General features: G+C 29.9%; 22 protein-coding genes and 1 CRISPR repeat array. Of the genes, 16 read left to right on the forward strand and 6 right to left on the reverse strand.

Annotation, left to right across the window (positions count from 1 at the left end):
- Nucleotides 1-656, forward strand: a 656-nt coding sequence (locus tag L8W55_RS03680) for an McrC family protein (RefSeq protein WP_263677388.1), incomplete at its 5' end; no start/stop codon positions are given.
- Nucleotides 657-663: 7 nt separating this feature from the next.
- Entirely contained in the window at nt 664-1,656 is a 993-nt protein-coding gene (gene ribD / locus L8W55_RS03685; protein ID WP_263677389.1) for a bifunctional diaminohydroxyphosphoribosylaminopyrimidine deaminase/5-amino-6-(5-phosphoribosylamino)uracil reductase RibD, read from the forward strand.
- On the opposite strand, the gene sppA is transcribed toward ribD, so the two are convergent.
- The gene (gene sppA, locus L8W55_RS03690; RefSeq protein ID WP_263677390.1) at nt 1,653-2,546 is read right to left on the reverse strand and encodes a signal peptide peptidase SppA; all 894 of its coding nucleotides are present in this window, start codon (nt 2,544-2,546) and stop codon (nt 1,653-1,655) included. The genes ribD and sppA overlap by 4 nt on opposite strands.
- On the reverse strand, nt 2,534-3,757 hold the full coding sequence (locus L8W55_RS03695; protein ID WP_263677391.1) for a metal-dependent hydrolase: 1,224 nt from the start codon (nt 3,755-3,757) through the stop codon (nt 2,534-2,536). The genes sppA and L8W55_RS03695 overlap by 13 nt, the downstream gene beginning before the upstream one ends.
- A gap of 88 nt (nt 3,758-3,845) precedes the next feature.
- On the opposite strand from L8W55_RS03695, the gene aroQ reads away from it, so the two are divergent.
- The 14 genes from aroQ to cas2 all read left to right on the forward strand — a co-directional run bounded on the left by aroQ (nt 3,846) and on the right by cas2 (nt 17,196).
- The gene (gene aroQ, locus L8W55_RS03700; RefSeq protein WP_039625266.1) at nt 3,846-4,328 is read left to right on the forward strand and encodes a type II 3-dehydroquinate dehydratase; all 483 of its coding nucleotides are present in this window, start codon (nt 3,846-3,848) and stop codon (nt 4,326-4,328) included.
- Nucleotides 4,325-5,350, forward strand: coding sequence for a M24 family metallopeptidase (locus L8W55_RS03705; protein ID WP_263677392.1), 1,026 nt, complete (start codon nt 4,325-4,327; stop codon nt 5,348-5,350). Before aroQ ends, L8W55_RS03705 begins: the two co-directional genes overlap by 4 nt.
- Nucleotide 5,351: 1 nt before the next feature.
- Nucleotides 5,352-5,825, forward strand: coding sequence for a 2-amino-4-hydroxy-6-hydroxymethyldihydropteridine diphosphokinase (gene folK / locus L8W55_RS03710; protein ID WP_039617423.1), 474 nt, complete (start codon nt 5,352-5,354; stop codon nt 5,823-5,825).
- Nucleotides 5,826-5,833: 8 nt separating this feature from the next.
- Nucleotides 5,834-7,216, forward strand: coding sequence for a flagellar biosynthesis protein FlhF (gene flhF, locus L8W55_RS03715; RefSeq protein WP_263677393.1), 1,383 nt, complete (start codon nt 5,834-5,836; stop codon nt 7,214-7,216).
- Complete coding sequence (gene flhG, locus L8W55_RS03720; RefSeq protein WP_214118644.1) at nt 7,209-8,072, forward strand: P-loop NTPase; 864 nt, start codon at nt 7,209-7,211, stop codon at nt 8,070-8,072. Before flhF ends, flhG begins: the two co-directional genes overlap by 8 nt.
- Nucleotides 8,073-8,086: 14 nt before the next feature.
- Nucleotides 8,087-8,443, forward strand: a complete 357-nt coding sequence (locus L8W55_RS03725; protein WP_039617428.1) for a hypothetical protein — start codon at nt 8,087-8,089, stop codon at nt 8,441-8,443.
- Entirely contained in the window at nt 8,430-9,116 is a 687-nt protein-coding gene (locus L8W55_RS03730) for an RNA polymerase sigma factor FliA (RefSeq protein WP_039627867.1), read from the forward strand. Before L8W55_RS03725 ends, L8W55_RS03730 begins: the two co-directional genes overlap by 14 nt.
- Entirely contained in the window at nt 9,116-10,207 is a 1,092-nt protein-coding gene (fliM, locus tag L8W55_RS03735; protein ID WP_087700665.1) for a flagellar motor switch protein FliM, read from the forward strand. The genes L8W55_RS03730 and fliM overlap by 1 nt, the downstream gene beginning before the upstream one ends.
- Nucleotides 10,197-11,036 carry a flagellar motor switch protein FliY gene (gene fliY, locus L8W55_RS03740; RefSeq protein ID WP_039617433.1) on the forward strand — a complete coding sequence of 280 codons (840 nt, stop codon included), beginning with the start codon at nt 10,197-10,199 and terminating at the stop codon, nt 11,034-11,036. The genes fliM and fliY overlap by 11 nt, the downstream gene beginning before the upstream one ends.
- Nucleotides 11,033-11,668 (forward strand): TIGR00730 family Rossman fold protein, encoded by a 636-nt coding sequence (locus L8W55_RS03745; protein WP_263677396.1) that lies wholly within the window; start codon nt 11,033-11,035, stop codon nt 11,666-11,668. Before fliY ends, L8W55_RS03745 begins: the two co-directional genes overlap by 4 nt.
- Nucleotides 11,631-12,647, forward strand: a complete 1,017-nt coding sequence (gene mnmA / locus L8W55_RS03750) for a tRNA 2-thiouridine(34) synthase MnmA (RefSeq protein WP_263677397.1) — start codon at nt 11,631-11,633, stop codon at nt 12,645-12,647. Before L8W55_RS03745 ends, mnmA begins: the two co-directional genes overlap by 38 nt.
- A gap of 239 nt (nt 12,648-12,886) precedes the next feature.
- On the forward strand, nt 12,887-15,895 hold the full coding sequence (cas9, locus tag L8W55_RS03755; RefSeq protein ID WP_263677462.1) for a type II CRISPR RNA-guided endonuclease Cas9: 3,009 nt from the start codon (nt 12,887-12,889) through the stop codon (nt 15,893-15,895).
- On the forward strand, nt 15,882-16,784 hold the full coding sequence (gene cas1, locus L8W55_RS03760) for a type II CRISPR-associated endonuclease Cas1 (protein WP_263677398.1): 903 nt from the start codon (nt 15,882-15,884) through the stop codon (nt 16,782-16,784). Before cas9 ends, cas1 begins: the two co-directional genes overlap by 14 nt.
- Entirely contained in the window at nt 16,771-17,196 is a 426-nt protein-coding gene (gene cas2 / locus L8W55_RS03765; RefSeq protein WP_214126836.1) for a CRISPR-associated endonuclease Cas2, read from the forward strand. Before cas1 ends, cas2 begins: the two co-directional genes overlap by 14 nt.
- A gap of 146 nt (nt 17,197-17,342) precedes the next feature.
- Nucleotides 17,343-17,840: a CRISPR direct-repeat array (repeat unit 36 nt; unit sequence ATTTTATCATAAAGAAATTTAAAAAGAGACTAAAAC).
- A 77-nt stretch (nt 17,841-17,917) separates the two neighbouring features.
- On the opposite strand, the gene L8W55_RS03770 is transcribed toward cas2, so the two are convergent.
- From L8W55_RS03770 to L8W55_RS03785, 4 genes are read right to left on the reverse strand one after another with little or no spacing between them, the layout of a single operon-like run.
- A complete protein-coding gene (locus tag L8W55_RS03770; protein ID WP_039627871.1) occupies nt 17,918-18,409 on the reverse strand; it encodes a phosphatidylglycerophosphatase A in 492 nt (163 codons plus the stop codon).
- 2 nt (nt 18,410-18,411) lie between these two features.
- A complete protein-coding gene (locus L8W55_RS03775) occupies nt 18,412-19,578 on the reverse strand; it encodes a sulfate adenylyltransferase (RefSeq protein ID WP_263677400.1) in 1,167 nt (388 codons plus the stop codon).
- Nucleotides 19,556-20,431, reverse strand: a complete 876-nt coding sequence (locus tag L8W55_RS03780) for a hypothetical protein (protein WP_263674875.1) — start codon at nt 20,429-20,431, stop codon at nt 19,556-19,558. Before L8W55_RS03780 ends, L8W55_RS03775 begins: the two co-directional genes overlap by 23 nt.
- A complete protein-coding gene (locus L8W55_RS03785) occupies nt 20,428-21,543 on the reverse strand; it encodes a bifunctional 2-C-methyl-D-erythritol 4-phosphate cytidylyltransferase/2-C-methyl-D-erythritol 2,4-cyclodiphosphate synthase (protein ID WP_263677401.1) in 1,116 nt (371 codons plus the stop codon). Before L8W55_RS03785 ends, L8W55_RS03780 begins: the two co-directional genes overlap by 4 nt.
- Between the last annotated feature and the right edge of the window lie 54 nt (nt 21,544-21,597).

Here is a 21,597-nt window from a genome sequence, read left to right on the forward strand (position 1 = left end):
TAAAATCAAAAACTTTTATAAATAAATTTAAAATCATAAAAGCTATACAAATGCTTGATGAGGTGCAATTTTCTAAAAATTATACAAAAGATTTTGATTATAAAATTTCAAGGCATTTTGATTATTATGAAAATATACTTTCTTGGTGTAAGATATTTTTACAAAATAAAACTTTTACTCCATATGAAGGCAAAAATGAAGCTTTTGCTTTGCTTTTTCCTATGGAGAAAATTTTTGAAGATTATGTAGCTTATATGCTTAAATTTGCAAATCCAAATAAAAATATCAAAACTCAAAGTAGCGGAAAATATCTAGCAAATAAAAATGGTGAAAAATGTTTTATGTTAAAGCCTGATTTGTATATAGAAAATGAAATGATTTTAGATACAAAATGGAAAATTCCTGACAAAAATAGCGAAGATAAAAAGCATGGTATATCACAAAGTGATTTGTATCAAATGTTTGCTTATGCTTGTAAATTTAAAATAAATGATATAAAGCTTATTTATCCACTTTGTGAAAGAACAAGCAAGCTAAAAGATAAAATAAAAGAATTAGAATTTAATGCAAGTAAGCATTTGTGGTTTGAAAATGAAAAGCATTATTTTAAAGATGATATAAAAGTGCAAATACTTTTTGTGCCTTTGCCTTTTTAGGAGTAACATGAATCACGAATTTTATATGAATTTAGCCATAGATGAAGCTTGGAAATATCAGCTTTTAACCTACCCTAATCCAGCCGTAGGCTGTGTGATCTTAGATAAAAATGGCAAAATCTTAAGCATAGAAGCACACAAAGAAGCAGGTAAGGCTCATGCAGAGCTTGAAGCAGTGAGTAAAGCCTTAAAAGTGCTTAATCCAAATTTAGATTTACCACAAAATGCAAACGATTTGCATGAGTTTATTTGTCAAAATCATCAGGGGTTGCTAAAAGGCGCTAGTGCTTATGTGAGTTTAGAACCTTGCAATCACCAGGGTAAAACCCCACCTTGTGCAAAGCTTTTTAGCACGCTTGGTTTTAGCGAAGTTTTTATCGCCACTAAAGATGAGCATAAGCTCGCAAGCGGTGGGGCAGAGTTTTTAAAAAATCAAGGCATAAAAGTTCACATGGGAATTTGCGAGAAAAGAGCCAAAGAGCTTTTAAAGCCTTTTTTAAAATGGCAAAAATCAAGCTTTAAATTTTTTAAACTAGCCCTTTCTTTAAACGGCTCTGCTTATGGTAAAATCGTAAGTTCTAAAGCAAGTAGAACCTATGCTCACACATTACGCTCAAAGCTTGATTTACTTGTAGTGGGCGGAGAAACTATAAGACATGATAGGCCTATTTTAGATGCAAGGTTAGTTCAAGCTAAAGCACCAAATTTATGCATACTAAGCCATCAAAATTTAGAAAGTTTTGATCCAAACATTCCTTTATTTAGCGTACCTAAAAGAGAAATTTTTACAAACATTCCTAGTGAGGCTAAATTTATCATGTATGAGGGTGGGGAGAATTTTTTAAAAGCCTTTAAAGATGAGCTAGATATGCTTTTGATTTTTTCAAGCTCAATTTTAAATACCTTTGAAAATGTTAAGTTAGATTTAAAGCTAAAGCCTTTATATAAAGGCTTTTTAGAAAATGATACTTATGGATTTTATGAGATTATTAAATCTTAATAAATTTTTTGTGAGCTTACTTGTGTGAAAAATCGTGCTAAAGTGTTAGCGAAAAAGCTAGCACTTTGCTCTTCTAATCGTTTTAAAAACTTATCTATAGCATCTTCTTTTTGCCAGATAGGGTTTTGCACTTTGGCTAGTTTTTCTACTTCTTTTTTGGCTTGCTCATAATTGCCTATTTTATCAATGAGTTTTAATTTTAAAGCCTCATTTGCTAAAAACACTTTCGCATCAGCCCATGAGTTTGTTTGATTTAAGTCTAATTTGCGATTTTTAGCGACAAATTGCGTGAAAAGCTCATAGCTTTGATTGGCTAAATTTTGCAAAAAGTCTTTTTCATCTTCACTCCATTTACGCATGAAAGTTCCTGCTTCTTTGTAATTTCCTGCTTTGATAGTTTGCTCATTTATACCAAGTTTTTGTGCAAGATTGCTTACTTCAAAGCCTTGCATGATTACCCCAATAGATCCTACAAAGCTAGCAGGATTAGCGATGATCATATCAGCTCCTACTGCACTTAAGTAGCTTCCACTTGCTATAGTTCCACCTGCATACACTACCACAGGCTTTTTAGCTTTAAGATCTTGTATAGCTAAAGCTATTTCCATACTTGGTGCAAAAGCTCCACCAGGGCTATCTACAAAAAGCAAAACCCCTTTTATAGCTTTATCATCTTTGACTTTGTAAATTTGTTCTAAAAGATTACTCGCATCGCTAATTTCACCTTTAAGATTAATTTGTGCTAAGTTTGCATTAGAAAGTTTAGCATTATCTCCGCTTGGAGCAAGGATCAAAAATACGATAAACAAAAACACAAAGGTTTTAAAATAAGTGTTGATATAAGAGATGATTTTTCCAATTCCTTTAAAAAATGATTTTATAATTTGCATTCTTTTCCTTCTATAAAAAGTTTTAACACTTCTTTGCTTTGTAAGATAAATTGCAAAGGAAGTTGTTTTAAATTTGTGCTATTTGGTAAAGCAAAAAGACTAAAATCAGCTATTTTGCCTTTTCGAATTTGCCCTAGGTTTAAATTTAAAGCTTTTGCGGCTTTGTTAGTCACTATTAAAAGCAATATTTTAGCAAAATTTTCTAACTCAAAATCATCATGTATAAGTAAATTTGCTCTCATTTCATCAAGCATACTTAAAGAAGTATTTGAGCTTAAGCCATCGGTTCCTAGGTGGATATTAACACCATTTTTTAAAGCAGTTTTTAATTTAAAAGTATTTTTACTCAAAAGTCTGTTTGAAAAAGCACAATGCGTGATCGAGTGTAAATTTTTATCTAGCAAATTCCATTCTTTAAAATATACACAATGTGTAAATAAAGTCCTTTGGCCTTTAAAAAGTTCTAAAAAGCTTTGTGGAGTGTAAAATGGCATAGGATTTTTGCTAAATTTAACCAAGCTCTTTTTAAAACCACCTTTTTTAAATCTTAGCCAGTTGTTTTCATGATTACTTTCAAGAAAATGTGTGCTTAGTAAATGATCATTTTCTCTAGCAAGTTTTATAGCAAATTTGGCAAGTTCTGGGTGGGTTGAGTAGGGTGCATGTACTGAAATAGCAGGGATAAATTTAGAAGTTTTAAAACTCATACTTTTTTCATAACGAGTTAAAAATTCTTCTTTTTTAGCTTGGATAAAATTTTCATTTGAACCTAAAATTTCATTGAAAAATACCACTCTAGCTTGTGAATTGATACAAGGGTTTAAATCACTCCCAAAGCTTGAAATTTCTCCTATGGTAGCAGTGCCACTTTTTAACATTTTATGGATATTTTGTGAGATTAATTTTTCTTTGGCTTTTTCGTTTAATTGCTCGCGGTTATTAAAAACGCTATCAAGCCATTTTAAAAAGTCCCCAAAGACTAAATTTCCATTATTTGCACTAAATTCTAAATGCGTGTGAGGATTGATAAAAGCAGGTAAAAGTAAGGTATCTTTTGGAGTTGGTATAAGCTTAGCTTGTGGGTAAGATTTTTGTAAATTTTCTAAACTATCAATTTCTAAAATATTATCATCAAAAAGAACTGCTTTGTCTTCTAAAATATTAAAATCATCATCGCAAGTTAGGATGATCTTGGGTGCTATTATAAACATTTTACCTCCTTTAAAAAGGGAAATTGTAGCTAAAATTTAGCTTTAAAATGCTATAATATAGTAAATTTTACTAAATAAAGGTTAGATTATGAAAGTTATGGTAATACAAGGACCAAACATCAATATGCTTGGTGTGAGAGAAACTCATATTTATGGTAATATGAAAATGGAAGATATCCATGAGCAAATGAAACAAGCTGCAAAACAAGCTAATGTAGAGATTGAGTTTTTTCAAAGTAATTTTGAAGGTGAGTTGGTTGATAAAATTCAAGAATGCTTAGGTAGTGTAGATGGAGTGATTATTAATGCAGCTGCTTATGCACACACTTCTATAGCAATCCGCGATGCGATCGCAGCGATTAATATGCCTGTGATTGAAGTGCATATTAGCAATACTTACAGAAGAGAAGAATTCAGACAAAAAAGCATGATAGCACCAGTTTGTGCAGGTAGCGTGGTAGGTTTTGGTCCTTTTGGTTATCATATGGCTTTAATGGGACTTTTCCAAATTTTTGATCAAATCAATGCATATAAAGCAGCTCAAGCAAAAGCACAACAAGCAAATCAATGAATTTTATCTTAAAAAACGAAAATGCACTTTTTTATGAGTGTGGCTATTCTTGCGATAATGCTTTGTTTTTAAAACTTGAAGATGAAGCATTTTTCATCACTGATGCAAGATATAGCTTTGAAGCTAGCGAAATGATAAAAAATGCTAAGGTGGTTTTAGCACAAGATCTTTTTGCTAGTGCTAGAGAGCTTTTAGAAAAAGCAGAAATTGATAGGGTGTGTTTTGACCCAAAAGACTTTAGCTATTTTGAATTTAAAGAACTTAGTAAAAGTGCAAATATCGTTTTTGAAGAAAAATTAGACTTGAGTAAAAACAAACGCATTATAAAAAATGCCAAGGAATTACAACTTTTGCAAAAGGCTGTAAATTTTGGCAAAGAATGCTTTGAAGAATTTGCTAAATTTATCAGCCAAGAAGGCCATGGAAAAAGTGAAAAAGAATTACATTTTAAAGCATGTGAAATTTTTCAAAAAAAAGGTGCTTTAGGACTTTCTTTTTCACCTATTGTAGCTATTAATGAAAATGCGGCTAAGGCACACGCTTTACCTAGTGATAAATGTTTAGAATATGGAGATTTGTTATTAGTTGATGCGGGTGTGGTTTATCAAAGGTATTGTTCTGATCGTACAAGAACGGCTTGTTTTGATGAGAGTGGTATAGTATTTGATAAAAATAAGCCAAATTTTAAAGATAAAGAAATTATGCAAATTTATGAAGTGGTCAAGCAAGCCCAGCTTCAAGCTATTGAAAAAGCACGCGTTGGTATGATGGCAAGTGAGCTTGATTTTATCGCAAGAGAAGTGATTAAAAACGCAGGTTTTGAAAAAGAATTTATTCACAGCTTGGGGCATGGAGTGGGGCTTGATATACATGAGTTGCCAAACATTAGTCCAAGAAGTGATTATGAACTAAAAGAAGGTATGGTATTTACCATTGAACCTGGAATTTATATCAAAGATAAACTTGGTATTAGGATAGAAGATATGGTCTATCTTGATAAAGAAAAGGCAGTGGTGTTATAATTTGCTGATTAAAGGAGCTAGAAGGTTAGAAAAAATTCGTTTTTTTCCTTTTTATTCAAAGGCAGATAAAAAAGGAAAATACATAGCCATTATAGGACTTGGAAGTAATATAGAAGATGAGAAAAAACGCTTTCGGAGTTTATTTAGGCTTTTAATGCAAGATAAACGCTTGCAAGTATTGCAAACATCGCCATTTTTGATTAATAAAGCTTTTGGTTTTGAAGAGCAAAAAGACTTTACTAATGCAGTGATGGTTGTTAGCACAAGTTTGCACGCAAGAGCACTTTTAAAAGTTTTGTTTTTTTATGAGTTTAAATTCAAAAGAAAAAGAACTTTTAAAAATGCTCCTAGAACGCTTGATTTGGATTTGTTGTATTTTTCAAAAAAAGCGCGTAAAGATGAGTATTGCACAGTGCCTCATGTGGGGGTAAATGATAGAATTAGCGTAACTTTGCCTTTGGGCTTGTTAAGATAAGGAAAAATATGGGACAATTGATTCATACTTTTACAGTTGAAAGCACAGATGAGATTATACCTAAGGTTAAGCAAGATTATGGCGATAAGGCTTTGATAGTAACTAATAAGCAAATTCGTCCAAAAACCATCAATCAAAAACCTTTATACGAGGTTATAGTAGCGATTGAAGAAGCTGATTATGAAGAGCATTTAAAACAAAACAATTTACCTATGCCACCAAAGAAAAAACCAAACGCAGCAAGTTTTCCTGAGGCTAAAATTCAAGCTCCAAAATTTGAAGATGAAAAAAAAGAAGAAGATGTAGTGATTGATTTTTCTTCAAAAGCTAAGCAAAAACCTATTAATCCTTATTTAAATACAAGCAAAAAAGATGATAATTTTTTAAATTTAAAAAATAAACTTTCTCAGGTTAGTTCAGAAATTAGCAAGGTTTCAAACTATCAAGATTTTTCTATGCCAAATCCAAATTATGATAAAAAAATTGAAGCCTTTGAAAAGCAAATGAATAAGCTTAATGATAAAATGAATTTGCTTGTGGATATGATGTGGGATGATAAGGCAGATTTACGTAAAGAACTAGCTATACCACCTGAGTTTGCAAGTATTTATAAGCAAGCTAAGGCAAGTGGTATGCAAGAAGCGCATTTAGAAGCGATTATGAAAGCAACTATTGAAAATATGCCAAGCACTATGAAAGCAAATCAAGAAGCAGTGCAAAGATATTTTTACTCACTTTTGCGCAATATGCTTCCATGTCGTTTAGAAAGTGAAATTAAAAAGCAAAAAATCATGATGTTAGTAGGCCCAACAGGAGTGGGTAAAACTACTACTTTAGCAAAGCTTGCTTTTCGTTATGCTTATGGAGATAGACGCTACAAAACCGGTATTATAACTCTTGATACTTATAGAATAGGTGCAGTAGAACAACTTTTCCAATATGCTAAGATGATGAAACTTCCTATTATTGATAGTATAGAGCCAAATGACTTAGATGATGCAATTAGAAGTTTAAATACTTGTGAGGTTATTTTAGTAGATACAACCGGAAATTCACAGTATGATAAAGCAAAACTTGAAAAAACAAAAGAATTTTTATCGCATTCTAATGCGCAAATTGATGTAAATTTAGTGCTTTCAGCAAATACAAAATATGAAGATTTATTAGAAACTTATAATAATTTTTCATTTTTAAATATAGACACTTTAATCATTACAAAATTTGATGAAACAAAAGTATTTGGAAATGTGTTTTCTTTACTTTATGAAACTAGCACTCCGATGAGCTTTTTTTCCATAGGTCAAGAAGTGCCTGATGATATAGAAGTGGCTAATAGTGACTTTTTAGTGCGTTGTGTGTTAGAAGGTTTTAGAAGGGATGAAAATGAGTAATCAAGCAGAAAAATTAAAAGATCTAGTAAAAAATGAAAACTCAAATGTAAAACATACTCATTTTATCGCAGTTACTAGCGGTAAAGGTGGGGTTGGGAAAAGTACTTTTAGTGCAAATTTGGGCAACATCCTAGCTAAAAATGGTTATAAAGTAGGGCTTTTTGATGCAGATATTGGGCTTGCAAATTTAGATGTGATTTTAAATGTGCGTGTAGAAAAAAACCTTTTACATGTTTTAAAGGGTGAATGCTCGCTAGAAGATATTTTAATAGAAGTAAAACCAAATTTATGGCTTATCCCAGGTGAAAGTGGCGATGAAATTTTAAAATATAATGATAAAAACATCTATGAGAGATTTTTAAATCAAACAAGTATTTTAGATGATTTAGACTTTTTAATCATTGATACAGGAGCAGGTATAGGTGGTAATATAGGAAATTTCTTAGAAATGTCTGATGAGGTTATTGTTATAACTGTGCCTGATCCTGCTGCGATTACCGATGCTTATGCTACTATAAAAACCACTTCAAAAACTAAAGAGAATTTATTAATGGTGTTTAATGTTGTTAAAAATGAAAACGAGGCTTTGAGAATTTTTGATAACATTAAAAAAGTAGCAGATATTAACATTAAGCATAGTTTAAATTTAGAATTTTTAGGATTTTTAGGTCAAAGTAAAGATATTAGTTCTAGTATTAAAAAAAGAACTTTATTTAGTGATGATGACACAAATGCAAGTGATGAGCTAAAAACCATAGCCTCTAAGCTTTTGTATAGGTTGGAACAAAAAGTGCTTAATAATGTGGGAGATAAAAGCATTATGAGTTTTTTCAAAAAGCTTTTGGATCGTTTTTAGATTGAGGGAAAAAGATGAGACCAGAGAATTTTGTTGCTTTTTTTACTGTTTGTGGTTTTTTTATAGGATTAATGTTTACCATAGTTAATATAGAAGATGCAGTAGAGATAGTTGTATATACTTGTTTGATTACTTTTGTATTTTATGTGTTAATCCATATAGTAATTATGATTTTTGTAGATGTTAATAAAATTAGCGGTAGAAGCTTTAATAAAGAAAAATATGAAAATGAAAATAATAGCTTTATAGCAGAATTAGCCGCAAGAGAAAAGAAAATGGATTACTTGCTTGAAAAACTTCAAGAAGAGCGTGAAGACCTTAAAAAGCTTGAAAGCTCTTCAAAAAGAAAAGTAAAACATGCAGCCGCATAATGCCTATGCTTCTACGCTAAAAAAAGAACAAGATGACTTAGTCATCTCTTATATGCCAGCATTAAGAGCTATGGCTTTTAGACTTAAAGAGCGTTTGCCTGCTAGCATTGATGTAAATGATTTAATTAGTATCGGCGTAGAAGAGATGATTAAACTCTCACGCCGTTATGATAAAGAACAAAATGATAATTTTTGGGGCTTTGCAAGAAAAAGAGTCAATGGAGCTATGCTTGATTATCTAAGAAGCCTTGATGTAATGAGCAGAAGTAATAGAAAAATCATTAAAGATATTGACGCTATTATAGATGAGTTTTATCAAGAAAATGAAAAAGAACCTGATGATGAGTATTTAGCACAAAGACTTAATTTAGAAGTAGAAAAGGTTAAAGAAGCAAGAGCAGCTCATGCTATATCGCTTGTTATGCCTTTGGATGAACAACTAAATTGCTTTAATGATAGCAATATCATAGAACAAATAGAAAAAGAAGAATTAATAGAAAAAATCAACGCAGTTTTGGAAGAATTTAAAGAAAGAGAAAAGCTTGTAATACAGCTTTATTATTATGAAGAATTAAATTTAAAAGAAATCGCAGAGATTTTAGAGATTAGCGAGTCAAGAATTTCACAAATTCATAAGCGTTTGCTTAAGAAGATTAGAGAAAGGCTAGTTTAATGGCTGAGATACTTTCCCAAGAAGAAATTGATGCTCTTTTAGAAGTTGTCGATGATGATAGTGATGACAGTACTGCTTCTTCAAAACTAGAAGAAATAGAAGATAAAAGAGATATAGTAGTATATGATTTTAAGCGCCCAAATAGGGTTTCTAAAGAACAGCTTCGTTCTATCAAAGGGATTCATGATAAATTAGCAAGAAATCTTGCTTCACAAATTTCATCTATGATGAGAAGTATAGTTGAGATTAAACTTCACTCAGTAGATCAAATGACTTATGGTGAGTTTTTGATGTCTTTACCTTCGCCAACAAGTTTTAACGTTTTTTCGATTAAGCCTTTAGATGGAAACTGTGTTTTAGAGATTAATCCAAGTATTGCTTTCCCTATGATAGACAGACTTTTAGGTGGTCAAGGTGAAAGTTTTGACACCTTAAGAGAGCTTACAGAAATCGAGCTTAATTTGCTTGATTCTATTTTGCGTATTATTATGCAAAGGCTTAAAGAAAGTTGGATGAATGTTACTGAAATTTATCCAAGCGTAGAAGCAAAAGAATCAAGCCCAAATGTTGTGCAAATTGTTTCACAAAATGAGATTGTTATCATGGTGGTAATGGAGATTATCATCGGAAATTCAAGTGGTATGGTAAATATTTGTTATCCGGTTGTACATTTGGAAAGTATTTTGAGTCGTTTGGCAAATCGTGATATTATGATGGGTGAAACTTCGGCTAAAAAATCAAGAAATAAAGAACTTAAAACCTTGATCGGTCGTGCTGAGGTAATTTATGAAGCGATGCTTGGTAAAACTTTTATCAATGTAAATGAATTTTTAGATCTAAAACAAGGGGATATTTTAAAGCTTGATAGAAGTGCAGATGATAAAGCTATAGTGGCTATTGATAAAAAAGAAGTATTTTTAGCTCAAGTGGGACTTCATAGATTTAGAAAGTCAATTAAAATCTTAGAACTTATCAAAACTGATAAAGATGAGATTAAAGAAATGCTTGAAAAATATGAGGATGAAAGAAGAGCAAAAGCAAATTCGTATGATGATAATGAAGAACTAGAAGAGGAAGACGATGATCAATGATTTTTTAGGCATATTCGTCAATGAATGTGTAAGTACAATAGAAGGTTTAACAGGAAAAAGTGCTGAATTTAGTGAGTATTATGAGTATGATGTAAATTCTCAAGATTCTATGACTCCACCATTAGTTAGCGCTACTTTTAGCGTTAATAATGAAATGAAAATCAAAATCCTAGCAAGTGCAGTTTTAATGAGTGCAATTGGTGAGTGGATGATGGGAGAAGAAGAAATCTCCAAAAACAGTGAGCTAAATGAAGATGAAATGGACGCTGCTAAAGAAGCTATACAAAATATCATCTCAGCATTTTCTACAACCTTAGGCGCGCAAAAAGAAATTCCAAAAATGGAGTTTAGTTTAGAAAATTGTGAATTTGTTGCAGATAGCTTAGAACTTGGTGGTTTTCATAAACTATATTTATACAATGTAAAAATAGCTGATTTAGAAGAAAAAATTTCTTTAGTTTTTGATGAAAAAATTTATAAGATTTTAACTAAAACTGACTTAGAAGAAATCGTAGCAACAAATGAAGATCATACGCAAGATCATAAAGCCTTGGCTAATGTAGAAGAGCTAAGAAATATCGGTTTGATCATGGATGTACGCTTACCTATAAGAGTGCGTATAGGTAGTAAAAAAATGCTTTTAAAAGATGTTTTAACTATGGATATAGGTTCGGTTATCGAGCTTGATCAATTAGCAAATGATCCTTTAGAAATTTTAATAGGCGATAAAAAAATTGCTTATGGAGAAGTAGTTATCGTAGATGGAAACTTTGGAGTGCAAATTACTGAGATAGGCTCTAAAAAAGAAAGATTAGAGCAACTAAGATGAAAGAATATATCATTGAAGATATTGCTTATCTTAAAGAATTAGAAAAAATTCAAAAAGGCATAACCTTTTTTGGTTCTGCGCGTTTAAAAGAAGATAATGAGTATTGTATTTTGGCTTCAAAATTAGCCCGAAAGTTAGCAGATCTTGGTTATAGTATCATCAGTGGTGGTGGCGGTGGTATTATGCAAGCTGCAAATTATGGGGCTATGCAAAGTCAAACTTCACACTTAAAATCTTTTGGATTTAATATACATTTACCATTTGAGCAAAAAGCAAATGACTTTTTAGAGTATAATATCACTTTTAAGAGCTTAGCCATTCGCAAAATGGCTCTTATTCAAAAGAGTCTAGCTTTTGTGATTTTCCCAGGCGGCTTTGGAACATTAGATGAATTTTTTGAAATTCTTACTCTTAAACAACTTAGTTTTAAAAAAGATGTTCCTATTATCTTAGTTGGGCAAAAATTTTGGCAACCTCTTGATGAATTTATCAAAACTTCTTTGCTAGAACTTGGAACTATATCTAAAAATGATGAGTTAAAGTATAGTATAAGTGATGATTTAGATGAAATTATAAGAATGATAAAGGAAAAAGATGAAAATTCTTGTTGCAATGAGTGGGGGTGTAGATAGTACTGTAACTGCTTATAAGTTAAAACAAGCAGGACATGAGATTATAGGTTGTTATATGAAGCTTCATGGAAAAGCTAATTACCATGAAGAAAATATACAAAAAGTTGAAAAAGTTGCTAAATTTTTAGACATTAAATATCACATTTTAGACTTACAAGAAGATTTTAAAAATCAAGTTTATATGCCTTTTGTTGATACCTACAAAGAAGGCAAGACGCCAAATCCTTGTGCTTTGTGTAATCGCTTTATCAAGCTTGGCAAGCTTTTGGAATTTGCTAAGAGTTTGGGTTGTGAAAAATTAGCCACAGGTCATTATGCAAGGATAGAAAATGGTTTGATTAAAACTGCAGTTGATGAGAGTAAGGATCAAAGCTATTTTTTAGCAAATGCAGATAAAGAGGCTTTGGAGTATTTGATTTTCCCTCTTGGAGAGATGAAAAAAGAAGATGTGAAAAAATTTGCTTCTACAATCGATGTTTTAAAATCTTTTGCAACACAAAAGGAAAGTTCTGAGATTTGTTTTGTGGAAGATACTTATGTGCAAGTTTTAGATCAGTTTATGGATACTAAAATTCCAGGTATTGTAAGAGATAGTAGCGGTAAAGAAGTAGGAAAACACGAAGGTTATATGCACTATACTATAGGTAAAAGAAGAGGTTTTGAGGTGCGTGGGGCTCATGAGCCACATTTTGTATTAAAAATTGATCCTAAAAAAAATGAAATCATAGTAGGTAAAAAAGAAGAGCTTAGGATAAGTGAATTTAAGCTTGATAATATTAATTTATTTATCGATGCTAAAGAATTAGATTGCGAAGTAAAAATACGCTATAGATCAAGATCAACCCCGTGTAAAGTTTTGATTAATGAAGATAAGAGTGCAAAAATCATCTTACAAGAGCCTGTTTATGGACTTGCTAGCGGACAAATGGCAGTATTTTACGATAAAGATTTGGTTCTTGCAAGCGGATTTATAAAATAATGCTAAAGTTTGATGTTTTTAAATAGCAGGAGTTAAAAATTTAGTTTTGTAAAATTATTTTACTATTAAGTGGTAGCTTGAAATTAATTTCTTATTTTAATCTTTTTTCAAGAGTAAGGCCATCATACTCGGTGGCTTTTTAAAATCTGTTTTAGAAATTTTATTATATAAATTTAATATAAGATGTATAAAAATTTTATATAATTTTAACTATAGCAGTTAAATCAACAAAGAGTAATATTATGAAGATATTAGGTTTTGATATAGGAATTAATTCTATAGGTTGGGCTTTTGTAGAAAACGATGAACTAAAAGATTGTGGAGTAAGAATTTTTACCGAGGCTGAAAACCCATCAAATAAAGAATCTTTAGCCTTACCTAGACGCAATGCAAGAAGTTCTAGAAGACGTTTAAAAAGAAGAAAAGCAAGATTGGTTGCTATCAAGCGTATTCTTGCAAAAGAATTAAAACTAAACTTCAAAGATTATGTAGCAGCTGATGGAGAGCTGCCTAAGGCTTACGAAGGGAAGTTAACAAGCATTTATGAGCTAAGATATAAAGCATTGATTCAAAAGTTAGAAACAAAAGACCTAGCAAGAGTGATTTTGCATATAGCAAAACATCGTGGCTACATGAACAAAAACGAAAAAAAATCAAACGACGCCAAAAAAGGAAAAATTTTAAGTGCTTTAAAAAATAATGTTTTGAAATTAGAAAACTATCAAAGTGTTGGAGAATATTTTTATAAAGAATTTTTCCAAAAATATAAAGAAAACACTAAAAATTTCATCAAGATCCGCAATACCAAAGATAATTATAATAATTGTGTTTTATCAAGTGACTTAGAAAAAGAACTAAAGCTTATCTTAGAAAAACAAAAAGAATTTGGCTATAACTATAGTGAAGATTTTATAAATGAAATTCTTAAAGTCGCATTTTTTCAAAGACCTTTAAAAGATTTTTCACATTTAGTGGGAGCTTGTACTTTTTTTGAGGAAGAAAAGCGAGCTTGCAAAAATTCATATAGCGCTTGGGAGTTTGTGGCTTTAACTAAGATTATCAATGAAATAAAAAGCTTGGAAAAAATAAGCGGAGAGATTGTACCAACTCAAACAATAAATGAAGTTTTAAATCTCATTTTAGATAAAGGAAGTATCACATATAAAAAATTTAGATCTTGTATCAATTTGCATGAAAGTATTAGTTTTAAAAGTCTTAAATACGATAAAGAAAACGCTGAAAATGCAAAATTAATTGACTTTAGAAAGTTAGTAGAATTTAAAAAAGCTTTAGGAGTGCATTCTCTTAGTAGACAAGAGTTGGATCAAATATCTACGCATATTACCTTAATAAAAGATAATGTTAAACTTAAAACTGTTTTAGAAAAATACAATTTAAGCAATGAGCAAATCAATAATTTACTTGAAATTGAATTTAATGATTACATCAATCTTAGTTTCAAAGCACTTGGCATGATCCTTCCTTTGATGAGAGAGGGAAAAAGATACTATGAAGCATGTGAAATTACAAATTTAAAACCAAAAACAGTTGATGAAAAAAAAGATTTCCTTCCAGCTTTCTGTGATAGTATATTTGCGCACGAGCTTAGTAACCCTATTGTTAATAGAGCTATAAGTGAGTATAGAAAGGTCTTAAATGCTTTGCTTAAAAAATATGGCAAAGTGCATAAAATTCATTTAGAATTGGCAAGAGATGTAGGGCTTAGCAAGAAAGCAAGAGAAAAAATAAAAAAAGAACAAGAAGAAAATCAAGCGGTTAATGCTTGGGCTTTAAAGGAGTGTGAAAACATAGGGCTTAAGGCAAGTGCTAAAAATATTTTAAAATTAAAACTATGGAAAGAACAAAAAGAAATTTGTATTTATAGTGGTAATAAAATATCCATAGAACATTTAAAAGATGAAAAAGCCTTAGAAGTTGATCATATATATCCTTACTCAAGAAGTTTTGATGATTCACTCATAAACAAGGTTTTGGTTTTTACCAAAGAAAATCAAGAGAAACTTAACAAAACACCTTTTGAAGCTTTTGGAAAAAACATAGAAAAATGGAGTAAAATTCAAACACTAGCTCAAAATCTTCCTTATAAAAAGAAAAATAAAATTTTAGATGAAAATTTCAAAGACAAACAACAGCAAGATTTCATCAGTAGAAATTTAAACGACACAAGGTATATCACAACTTTAATAGCTAAATATACAAAAGAGTATTTAAATTTTTTACCTTTAAGTGAAAATGAAAATACAAATTTAAAAAGTGGGGAAAAAGGAAGTAAAATCCATATTCAAACTGTCAATGGTATGCTCACATCTGTTTTAAGACACACTTGGGGTTTTGATAAAAAAGATAGAAATAATCATCTTCACCATGCGCTTGATGCGATTATAGTTGCTTATAGTACAAGCTCAATCATAAAAGCTTTTTCAGATTTTAAGAAAAATCAAGAGCTTCTAAAAGCAAGATTTTATGCTAAAGAGCTTACAAGTGATAATTATAAACATCAAGTTAAATTTTTTGAACCTTTTAAAGGCTTTAGGGAAAAAATTTTAAGTAAAATCGATGAAATATTTGTCTCAACACCACCTAGAAAAAGAGCAAGAGGTGCTTTGCACGAAGAAACTTTTTATTCTGAAGATAAAATGATTAAAAAATATAATTCTAAAGAAGGCTTACAAATAGCGCTAAGCTGTGGAAGAGTTAGAAAAATAGGCACAAAATATGTTGAAAATGATACTATGGTAAGAGTTGATATCTTTAAAAAGCAAAACAAATTTTATGCTATACCTATTTATGCTATGGATTTTGCCTTAGGAATTTTGCCAAATAAAATAGTGATCACTGGTAAAGATAAAAATAACAATCCAAAACAATGGCAAACAATAGATGAAAGTTATGAATTTTGTTTTTCTTTATATAAAAATGATTTGATTTTGTTGCAGAAAAAAAATATGCAAGAGCCTGAATTTGCATATTTTAATAGTTTTGATATTGGTTCTTCTAGTATTTGTGTTGAAAAACATGATAATAAATTTGAAAATTTAACAGACAATCAAAAATTATTATTTTCTAAGGCAGAGGAAGGAAAAGCAAAAACAAAAGGTTTAGGAATTCAAAATTTAAAAATATTTGAAAAATACATTATAACCCCTCTTGGGGATAAAATAAAAGCAGATTTTCAACCAAGAGAAAATATATCTTTGAAGACAAGTAAAAAACATGGCTTACGATGAAGCCTTTAAAAGTGTATTGATTGCAAATCAAGCAAAACTAAGTCTTGAGTTAAATCATCTTGTAATAAAACAAGATGATAAAGAAGCTAGAATTTTTCTAAAAGATATTAATTTTATTATATTAGAATCTTTACAAGCAAGTATTACTTCAAGTTTGCTTAGCGCTTTAGCTAAATACAAAATTATACTTTTAACTTGTGATGAATCCCATAATATAAATGGAATTTTTTCTCCATTTTTGGGACATTTTATAAGTGCAAAAGTAGCTAAAAAACAAATTGCGGTAAGTTTGCAAAGAAAAGCAATTTTATGGCAAAAGATTATTAAAAACAAAATTTCAAATCAAGCTTATATTTTAAAAATTACCAATCATTCCAAAGAATCCAAAGAACTTTTAAATATGGCTAAGAATGTAAATTTAAACGACTCTAAAAACTTAGAATCAACTGCAGCTGCTTTATATTTTAAAACTTTATTTGGTAAAGATTTTACAAGAAATGATATATGTTTTATAAATTCTGGATTAAATTATGGTTATGCTATTATAAGATCGCTTATCGTTAGGGCTGTTTGTATAAGTGGGCTTTTACCATGGCAGGGTATAAAGCATGATAATATTTACAATGATTTTAATCTTTGTGATGATTTGATAGAAGTTTTTAGACCGTTGATTGATTTATGTGTATTTAAGCTAAAAGATACAAAAGATAGTGAATTTTTAGACAAAGAAACAAAGCAAAAATTAATTAGTATTTTGCAAGAAGAAGTGGTTTTTGAAAATAAATCTTATCCTTTAAATAGAGCTATAAATTTTTACGTGCAAAATTTTAAAAATGCTTTATTAGAAGATGATGAGCTGATGATGGTAAATTTATATGATAGAAGATAAATTTATGAGAGTTTTATTGATGTTTGATATGCCCACCAAAAGTAAAAAGGATCAAAAAAACGCAAATAGATTTAGAAACTCATTGATAAAGCTTGGATTTTTTATGATGCAATTTAGCGTGTATGTGAAAATTTGCAAAGGATCAGCTTCGGCAAAAACAACGATAAAATCGATAGAGAAAATTTTACCACCTTATGGAAATATAAGAGTTTTAACCATAACAGAAAAACAGTTTGATAATATGCAAATTCTTTTAGGTGGGGTTTCTTTTAATGAAAAAATGAATGATGATAAAAATCTAGTTTTATTTGAATATGATGAAAAAAGTAAAGATTTTAAATATGGCAATGAAAAAATAAACAAAGAAAGGAAAAAAACCAAGTTTATACAACCTAGTTTATTTGAATTTTAATGGTTTTAAAGGGATTGTAACCCTGCGTGGATGACCAAAAACCACTTATTTTAGTCTCTTTTTAAATTTCTTTAGCAAGAATTATAGCATATTTTAGATCTTTTTCCATAGAAAAACACCTAGTTTTCTTTATTTGATAAAGATCTATTTTATCATAAAGAAATTTAAAAAGAGACTAAAACTTAGTAAAGTTATATTTTTTCATCTTATCCAATTTTATCATAAAGAAATTTAAAAAGAGACTAAAACTCAGTCAACTTTAGCTTATTTTCGTGAAAAATTTTATCATAAAGAAATTTAAAAAGAGACTAAAACGATAACGACGATTGGGAAAATGACGGCTTAATTTTATCATAAAGAAATTTAAAAAGAGACTAAAACCAGGATGTAGCGTATGAAAATTAACTTTTTATTTTATCATAAAGAAATTTAAAAAGAGACTAAAACGTTTGTGGCGATATGAGAGATACTCTCGAATTTTATCATAAAGAAATTTAAAAAGAGACTAAAACTCAAGCGACGCCCTATCAAGCTATGGTTACATTTTATCATAAAGAAATTTAAAAAGAGACTAAAACAGAGCTTTTAAAAGCAAGTGATTACATTTAATTTTATCATAAAGAAATTTAAAAAGAGACTAAAACCGTATAGCAAATACAATTAGAATTATTGTTATTTTACTCTAAAGAAAATTAGAAAATAGCTTCACAAATTTATGAAGCTAAAATATCTCCATAATACTTATATCAAACCATAAAAGATCAAATTTAAGTAAAATTCCATAAATTACTGCACTAAATAATCCTGCGAAAATTCCTGCTAAAACATCATCTAGCATTACACCTAAACCGCCTTTGGTTTTTTTGTCAATTTTACCTATGATAGATGGTTTTGTGATATCAAAAAATCTAAACAAAACAAAAGAAAGTAAAAATGTAAAAACACTTTGTCCGCAAATTGCTAAAGCTAAAAACACCCCTACAACTTCATCTATAACGATGTGTTTATCATCGTGTATGCCTGTTTGTTTTTCATACTGATCGATGATTTTTATAGAGATTAAAAAAAGCAAAATTGCAAGTAAGATTAAAGTTTCTACGCCTAAATACCTTAAAATAAAAAAAGCAGGGATTAGTGCTGCTATCGTGCCAAAAGTTCCTGGAGCTTTACTAATACTACCTGAATAAAAAAAAGTTAAAAATAATTTTTGCATGATTACACCATATATGACATTTGATGAAGTTTTATAAGTTGCTCATAAAATTCTTTATCGCTTCGATATTCTAAAATACCATGCGTAGGGAAAAGATTGCTATAGATATTTTGTTTATTATGAAAGCGATTTGGAAAAAGCTCAGATAAAATCAAAGCTGAAATTTCTCTTCTTATAAAAACTGCTGGTGGAATGATACCAAGTCTAAGTAAATTTTTTAAAGAATCGCCATGGTATTTCATATGATGATGAGCTCCATGCGGGCATGATTTAGTGCTTACTATCATTTTACACTCATCACAAAATACAAATTCAGGAAGTATAGTTACTTCTATATTATAATCTTTTGCAAAATCATCAAGCACAGTAAAGGCTCTGTTTTGATTAAAATACATTCCAAGTCCTGCGTGATTTTGCCCTACAAAAAGTTTATTACAGTCAAAACTTTTAGCCAAAGCACACTCAAGAACAGGATTTAAATGCGAAGCAAAAATTTTGATATTATGCAAAGGTATGAGTAAAACCCTAGAAGATGGTAAGTAATTTTGTGCAAAAACATCAAAACAACGCTTTTTAAGTTTTAAGCTCAAACCGTTATTTTCATAAGATTCTATAAGGAAAATAATCACTAGATCAGATTGCTCTATAGCCCATCTTAAAATTCTCTCATGCGCTCTGTGAAAAGGGTCAAAACTTGAAACAATGGCAGTGATATTGGAAGGATTGAGTCTTTTTTTGATTTTTTCAAAATCTTCTTTAATGGCTTTGATATGATTATGATAAATTTCAAATTCCCCACTAATGCAAGTTTTTCCAAAATCTTGGATTAAACAAGCATTGGGTCTAAAAATATCATTGCTGTTTTTATCATTTTCAAATTTACTTTCTAAGATGATATGCCCTATGGTTTTATCATTGCAGATAAAATCTATTTTATCGCCAACTTTTGCATTTTTTAAAACTGTATTATTCTCTTCAGTGCTAGCGGGTGCAAAGGTTAAGGTATAAGGAATCTTTTGATTATGAATCATTCCAGTAGCTAGGACTTCATCTCTTTCTTTTTGGTTCATCAATTTAGTAAAAGAACCAAAAATTCCTTCTTTGATAAAGCATAAAACCTCATATTCTTCCTCTGAGATTATAATGCTATTTTTTCTTTGTAATGCCATATTTTTTCCTTTTTTCCCATAAAGACTTTCTTGAAATTCCTAACTTTTTAGATAAATCCGTATCAGGAAAGACATTTTGATAACTAATGATAATGTGTTTAACATAATCATCAATGGTTAAAATTCCATTGCTTTCAAAGCTTTTTTCATCTTCATTTAGTTCTAAAATTTGAAATTCACTATGCTCAATATTCGCACTTGTATGTATAATAACAGCTTTTTTTAAAGCAAGATTTAACACTTTCTCTTTTTCTAAAGGTTTTAAGGTTTGAAAATTGACTAAATAATATAAAGAATTATCCTTAAAAATCTTATCTAAATTTTGTTGGTGTGAAAGATCTATATAGATATTTGCGATATTATGTTCATTAGTATAATTAAATACAAAATGATCAGCAAAAATTTGATTATTAGTTTTTAAAATCAAAGGCAATTTAAATTTCTTATAATCAAAACTTGGTAATTTTGCTGTTTCAAATTTATGTTTTAAGTAAGATTGATAAGTATGATTTAAAATACTTATTTTTTTAAATTCTTGAAAATGCTTTATTTTACGCATTAATTCTTCTATCATGAAAGGCTTTTGTATATAATCACTCGCGCCAGCTTTTAATGGTGCTAAAACAGTATCTGAGCTTATGTAAGATATAAGTAAAATAATGATTTTATGCTTAAAAATTTCTATAATATGTTCAAAATTAGCCATACTAGTAGAAAGCAAAATGATTTCATAATCATGATGAGCAAGTTCATTAACATTTGCGATAATATCACAATCATAACCTATAGAATTAAGCTTTGAGCCTATACTTTGAGCTAAATAAAATTCATTTTCTACTATTAAAACTTTCATAATTTCATCCAATCAAAATATTTTAAATTTACACTAGCTAAAACCGCAATGCCTTCTTTTCTTCCTACAAATCCTAGATGTTCTGTGGTGGTAGCTTTGATATTGATTTTATTAGGCGTAGTTTTTAATGTTTTAGCGATATTAAAAGCAATAGCTTCTTTAAAATCTTTCATTTTAGGTGTTTGAGCTATGATGGTAATATCAGCATTTACAAGCTCAAAACCATAATTTTGCACCAAAGTATAAGCATTTTGCAATAAAAGCATAGAATCAGCGTTTTTATACTGCATATCATTATCTGGGAAAAGTTCGCCAATATCTCCAAGCCCTGCTGCACCCAAAAGCGCATCAATTAGCGCATGAGCTAATACATCTCCATCAGAATGAGCTTTTAAACCCATATTTTCATGCACTTTTACCCCACCTAAAAGCAAAGCTCTTTCTTCTCCAAATTCATGCACATCAAAGCCATTTCCATTAAAAATATCCCAAGATGGTTTTGGTAAGTTTAAGCTTTTTAAATCTTCTTTAAAGGTAATTTTTTTAGCTAACTCATCACCTTGCACATACCAAATTTTACCACCAATAGCTTGTATAGCTGTACTATCATCGGTGAAATTTGAACTTTGCTCTAAAGCTTTTTTTAGCATACTCGTGCGTGAAAGTTGAGGGGTTTGTATGAGTTTGATTTTATCTCTATCGATAGCTTCTTGAGCATAAATTGTAGTATCACTTACTTTTAAAACAGGTGTAATACAATCAGCTTTGTCATAATTTTCTATGATATTATTAAAAAGATTTTTAGAAATCAAAACTCTTGCAACATCACTAACCAAAACATATTCACTCTCAACCATGCTTAAAGCATTGAGTAAAGATTGTGCTCTAGTCGCACCACCTTGGACAAATTTATATTCAGGGGCAAATTTTTTCATATAAGAAATATTACCAGAAGTAACAACTATTTGTTTAAAAGGATAAAAAGAACTTAAATTTTTAGTAGCATAAAGCCATAAAGGTTGTTCGCCTAGTCGTAAAAACTGCTTTTTTACCGGAGCATTAAATCTTGACGATTCTCCCGCAGATAGCATAATCAAGGAAATATCTAACATTTGTTACACCTTAATTTCTTATTAATGTTACGATATTATACACCATAAAAGCCA

It is taken from the genome of Campylobacter sp. FU_520, from assembly GCF_025772385.1.
Taxonomy (GTDB): domain Bacteria; phylum Campylobacterota; class Campylobacteria; order Campylobacterales; family Campylobacteraceae; genus Campylobacter_D; species Campylobacter_D lari_C.

What these genes read in the sequence shown, in the direction of transcription:
- ribD (WP_263677389.1), top strand. Translation starts at nt 664, where the DNA reads ATGAATCACGAATTTTATATGAATTTAGCCATAGATGAAGCTTGGAAA.
- sppA (WP_263677390.1), bottom strand. Translation starts at nt 2,546, where the DNA reads ATGCAAATTATAAAATCATTTTTTAAAGGAATTGGAAAAATCATCTCT.
- L8W55_RS03695 (WP_263677391.1), bottom strand. Translation starts at nt 3,757, where the DNA reads ATGTTTATAATAGCACCCAAGATCATCCTAACTTGCGATGATGATTTT.
- aroQ (WP_039625266.1), top strand. Translation starts at nt 3,846, where the DNA reads ATGAAAGTTATGGTAATACAAGGACCAAACATCAATATGCTTGGTGTG.
- L8W55_RS03705 (WP_263677392.1), top strand. Translation starts at nt 4,325, where the DNA reads ATGAATTTTATCTTAAAAAACGAAAATGCACTTTTTTATGAGTGTGGC.
- flhF (WP_263677393.1), top strand. Translation starts at nt 5,834, where the DNA reads ATGGGACAATTGATTCATACTTTTACAGTTGAAAGCACAGATGAGATT.
- flhG (WP_214118644.1), top strand. Translation starts at nt 7,209, where the DNA reads ATGAGTAATCAAGCAGAAAAATTAAAAGATCTAGTAAAAAATGAAAAC.
- L8W55_RS03725 (WP_039617428.1), top strand. Translation starts at nt 8,087, where the DNA reads ATGAGACCAGAGAATTTTGTTGCTTTTTTTACTGTTTGTGGTTTTTTT.
- L8W55_RS03730 (WP_039627867.1), top strand. Translation starts at nt 8,430, where the DNA reads ATGCAGCCGCATAATGCCTATGCTTCTACGCTAAAAAAAGAACAAGAT.
- fliM (WP_087700665.1), top strand. Translation starts at nt 9,116, where the DNA reads ATGGCTGAGATACTTTCCCAAGAAGAAATTGATGCTCTTTTAGAAGTT.
- fliY (WP_039617433.1), top strand. Translation starts at nt 10,197, where the DNA reads ATGATCAATGATTTTTTAGGCATATTCGTCAATGAATGTGTAAGTACA.
- L8W55_RS03745 (WP_263677396.1), top strand. Translation starts at nt 11,033, where the DNA reads ATGAAAGAATATATCATTGAAGATATTGCTTATCTTAAAGAATTAGAA.
- mnmA (WP_263677397.1), top strand. Translation starts at nt 11,631, where the DNA reads ATGAAAATTCTTGTTGCAATGAGTGGGGGTGTAGATAGTACTGTAACT.
- cas1 (WP_263677398.1), top strand. Translation starts at nt 15,882, where the DNA reads ATGGCTTACGATGAAGCCTTTAAAAGTGTATTGATTGCAAATCAAGCA.
- cas2 (WP_214126836.1), top strand. Translation starts at nt 16,771, where the DNA reads ATGATAGAAGATAAATTTATGAGAGTTTTATTGATGTTTGATATGCCC.
- L8W55_RS03770 (WP_039627871.1), bottom strand. Translation starts at nt 18,409, where the DNA reads ATGCAAAAATTATTTTTAACTTTTTTTTATTCAGGTAGTATTAGTAAA.
- L8W55_RS03775 (WP_263677400.1), bottom strand. Translation starts at nt 19,578, where the DNA reads ATGGCATTACAAAGAAAAAATAGCATTATAATCTCAGAGGAAGAATAT.
- L8W55_RS03780 (WP_263674875.1), bottom strand. Translation starts at nt 20,431, where the DNA reads ATGAAAGTTTTAATAGTAGAAAATGAATTTTATTTAGCTCAAAGTATA.
- L8W55_RS03785 (WP_263677401.1), bottom strand. Translation starts at nt 21,543, where the DNA reads ATGTTAGATATTTCCTTGATTATGCTATCTGCGGGAGAATCGTCAAGA.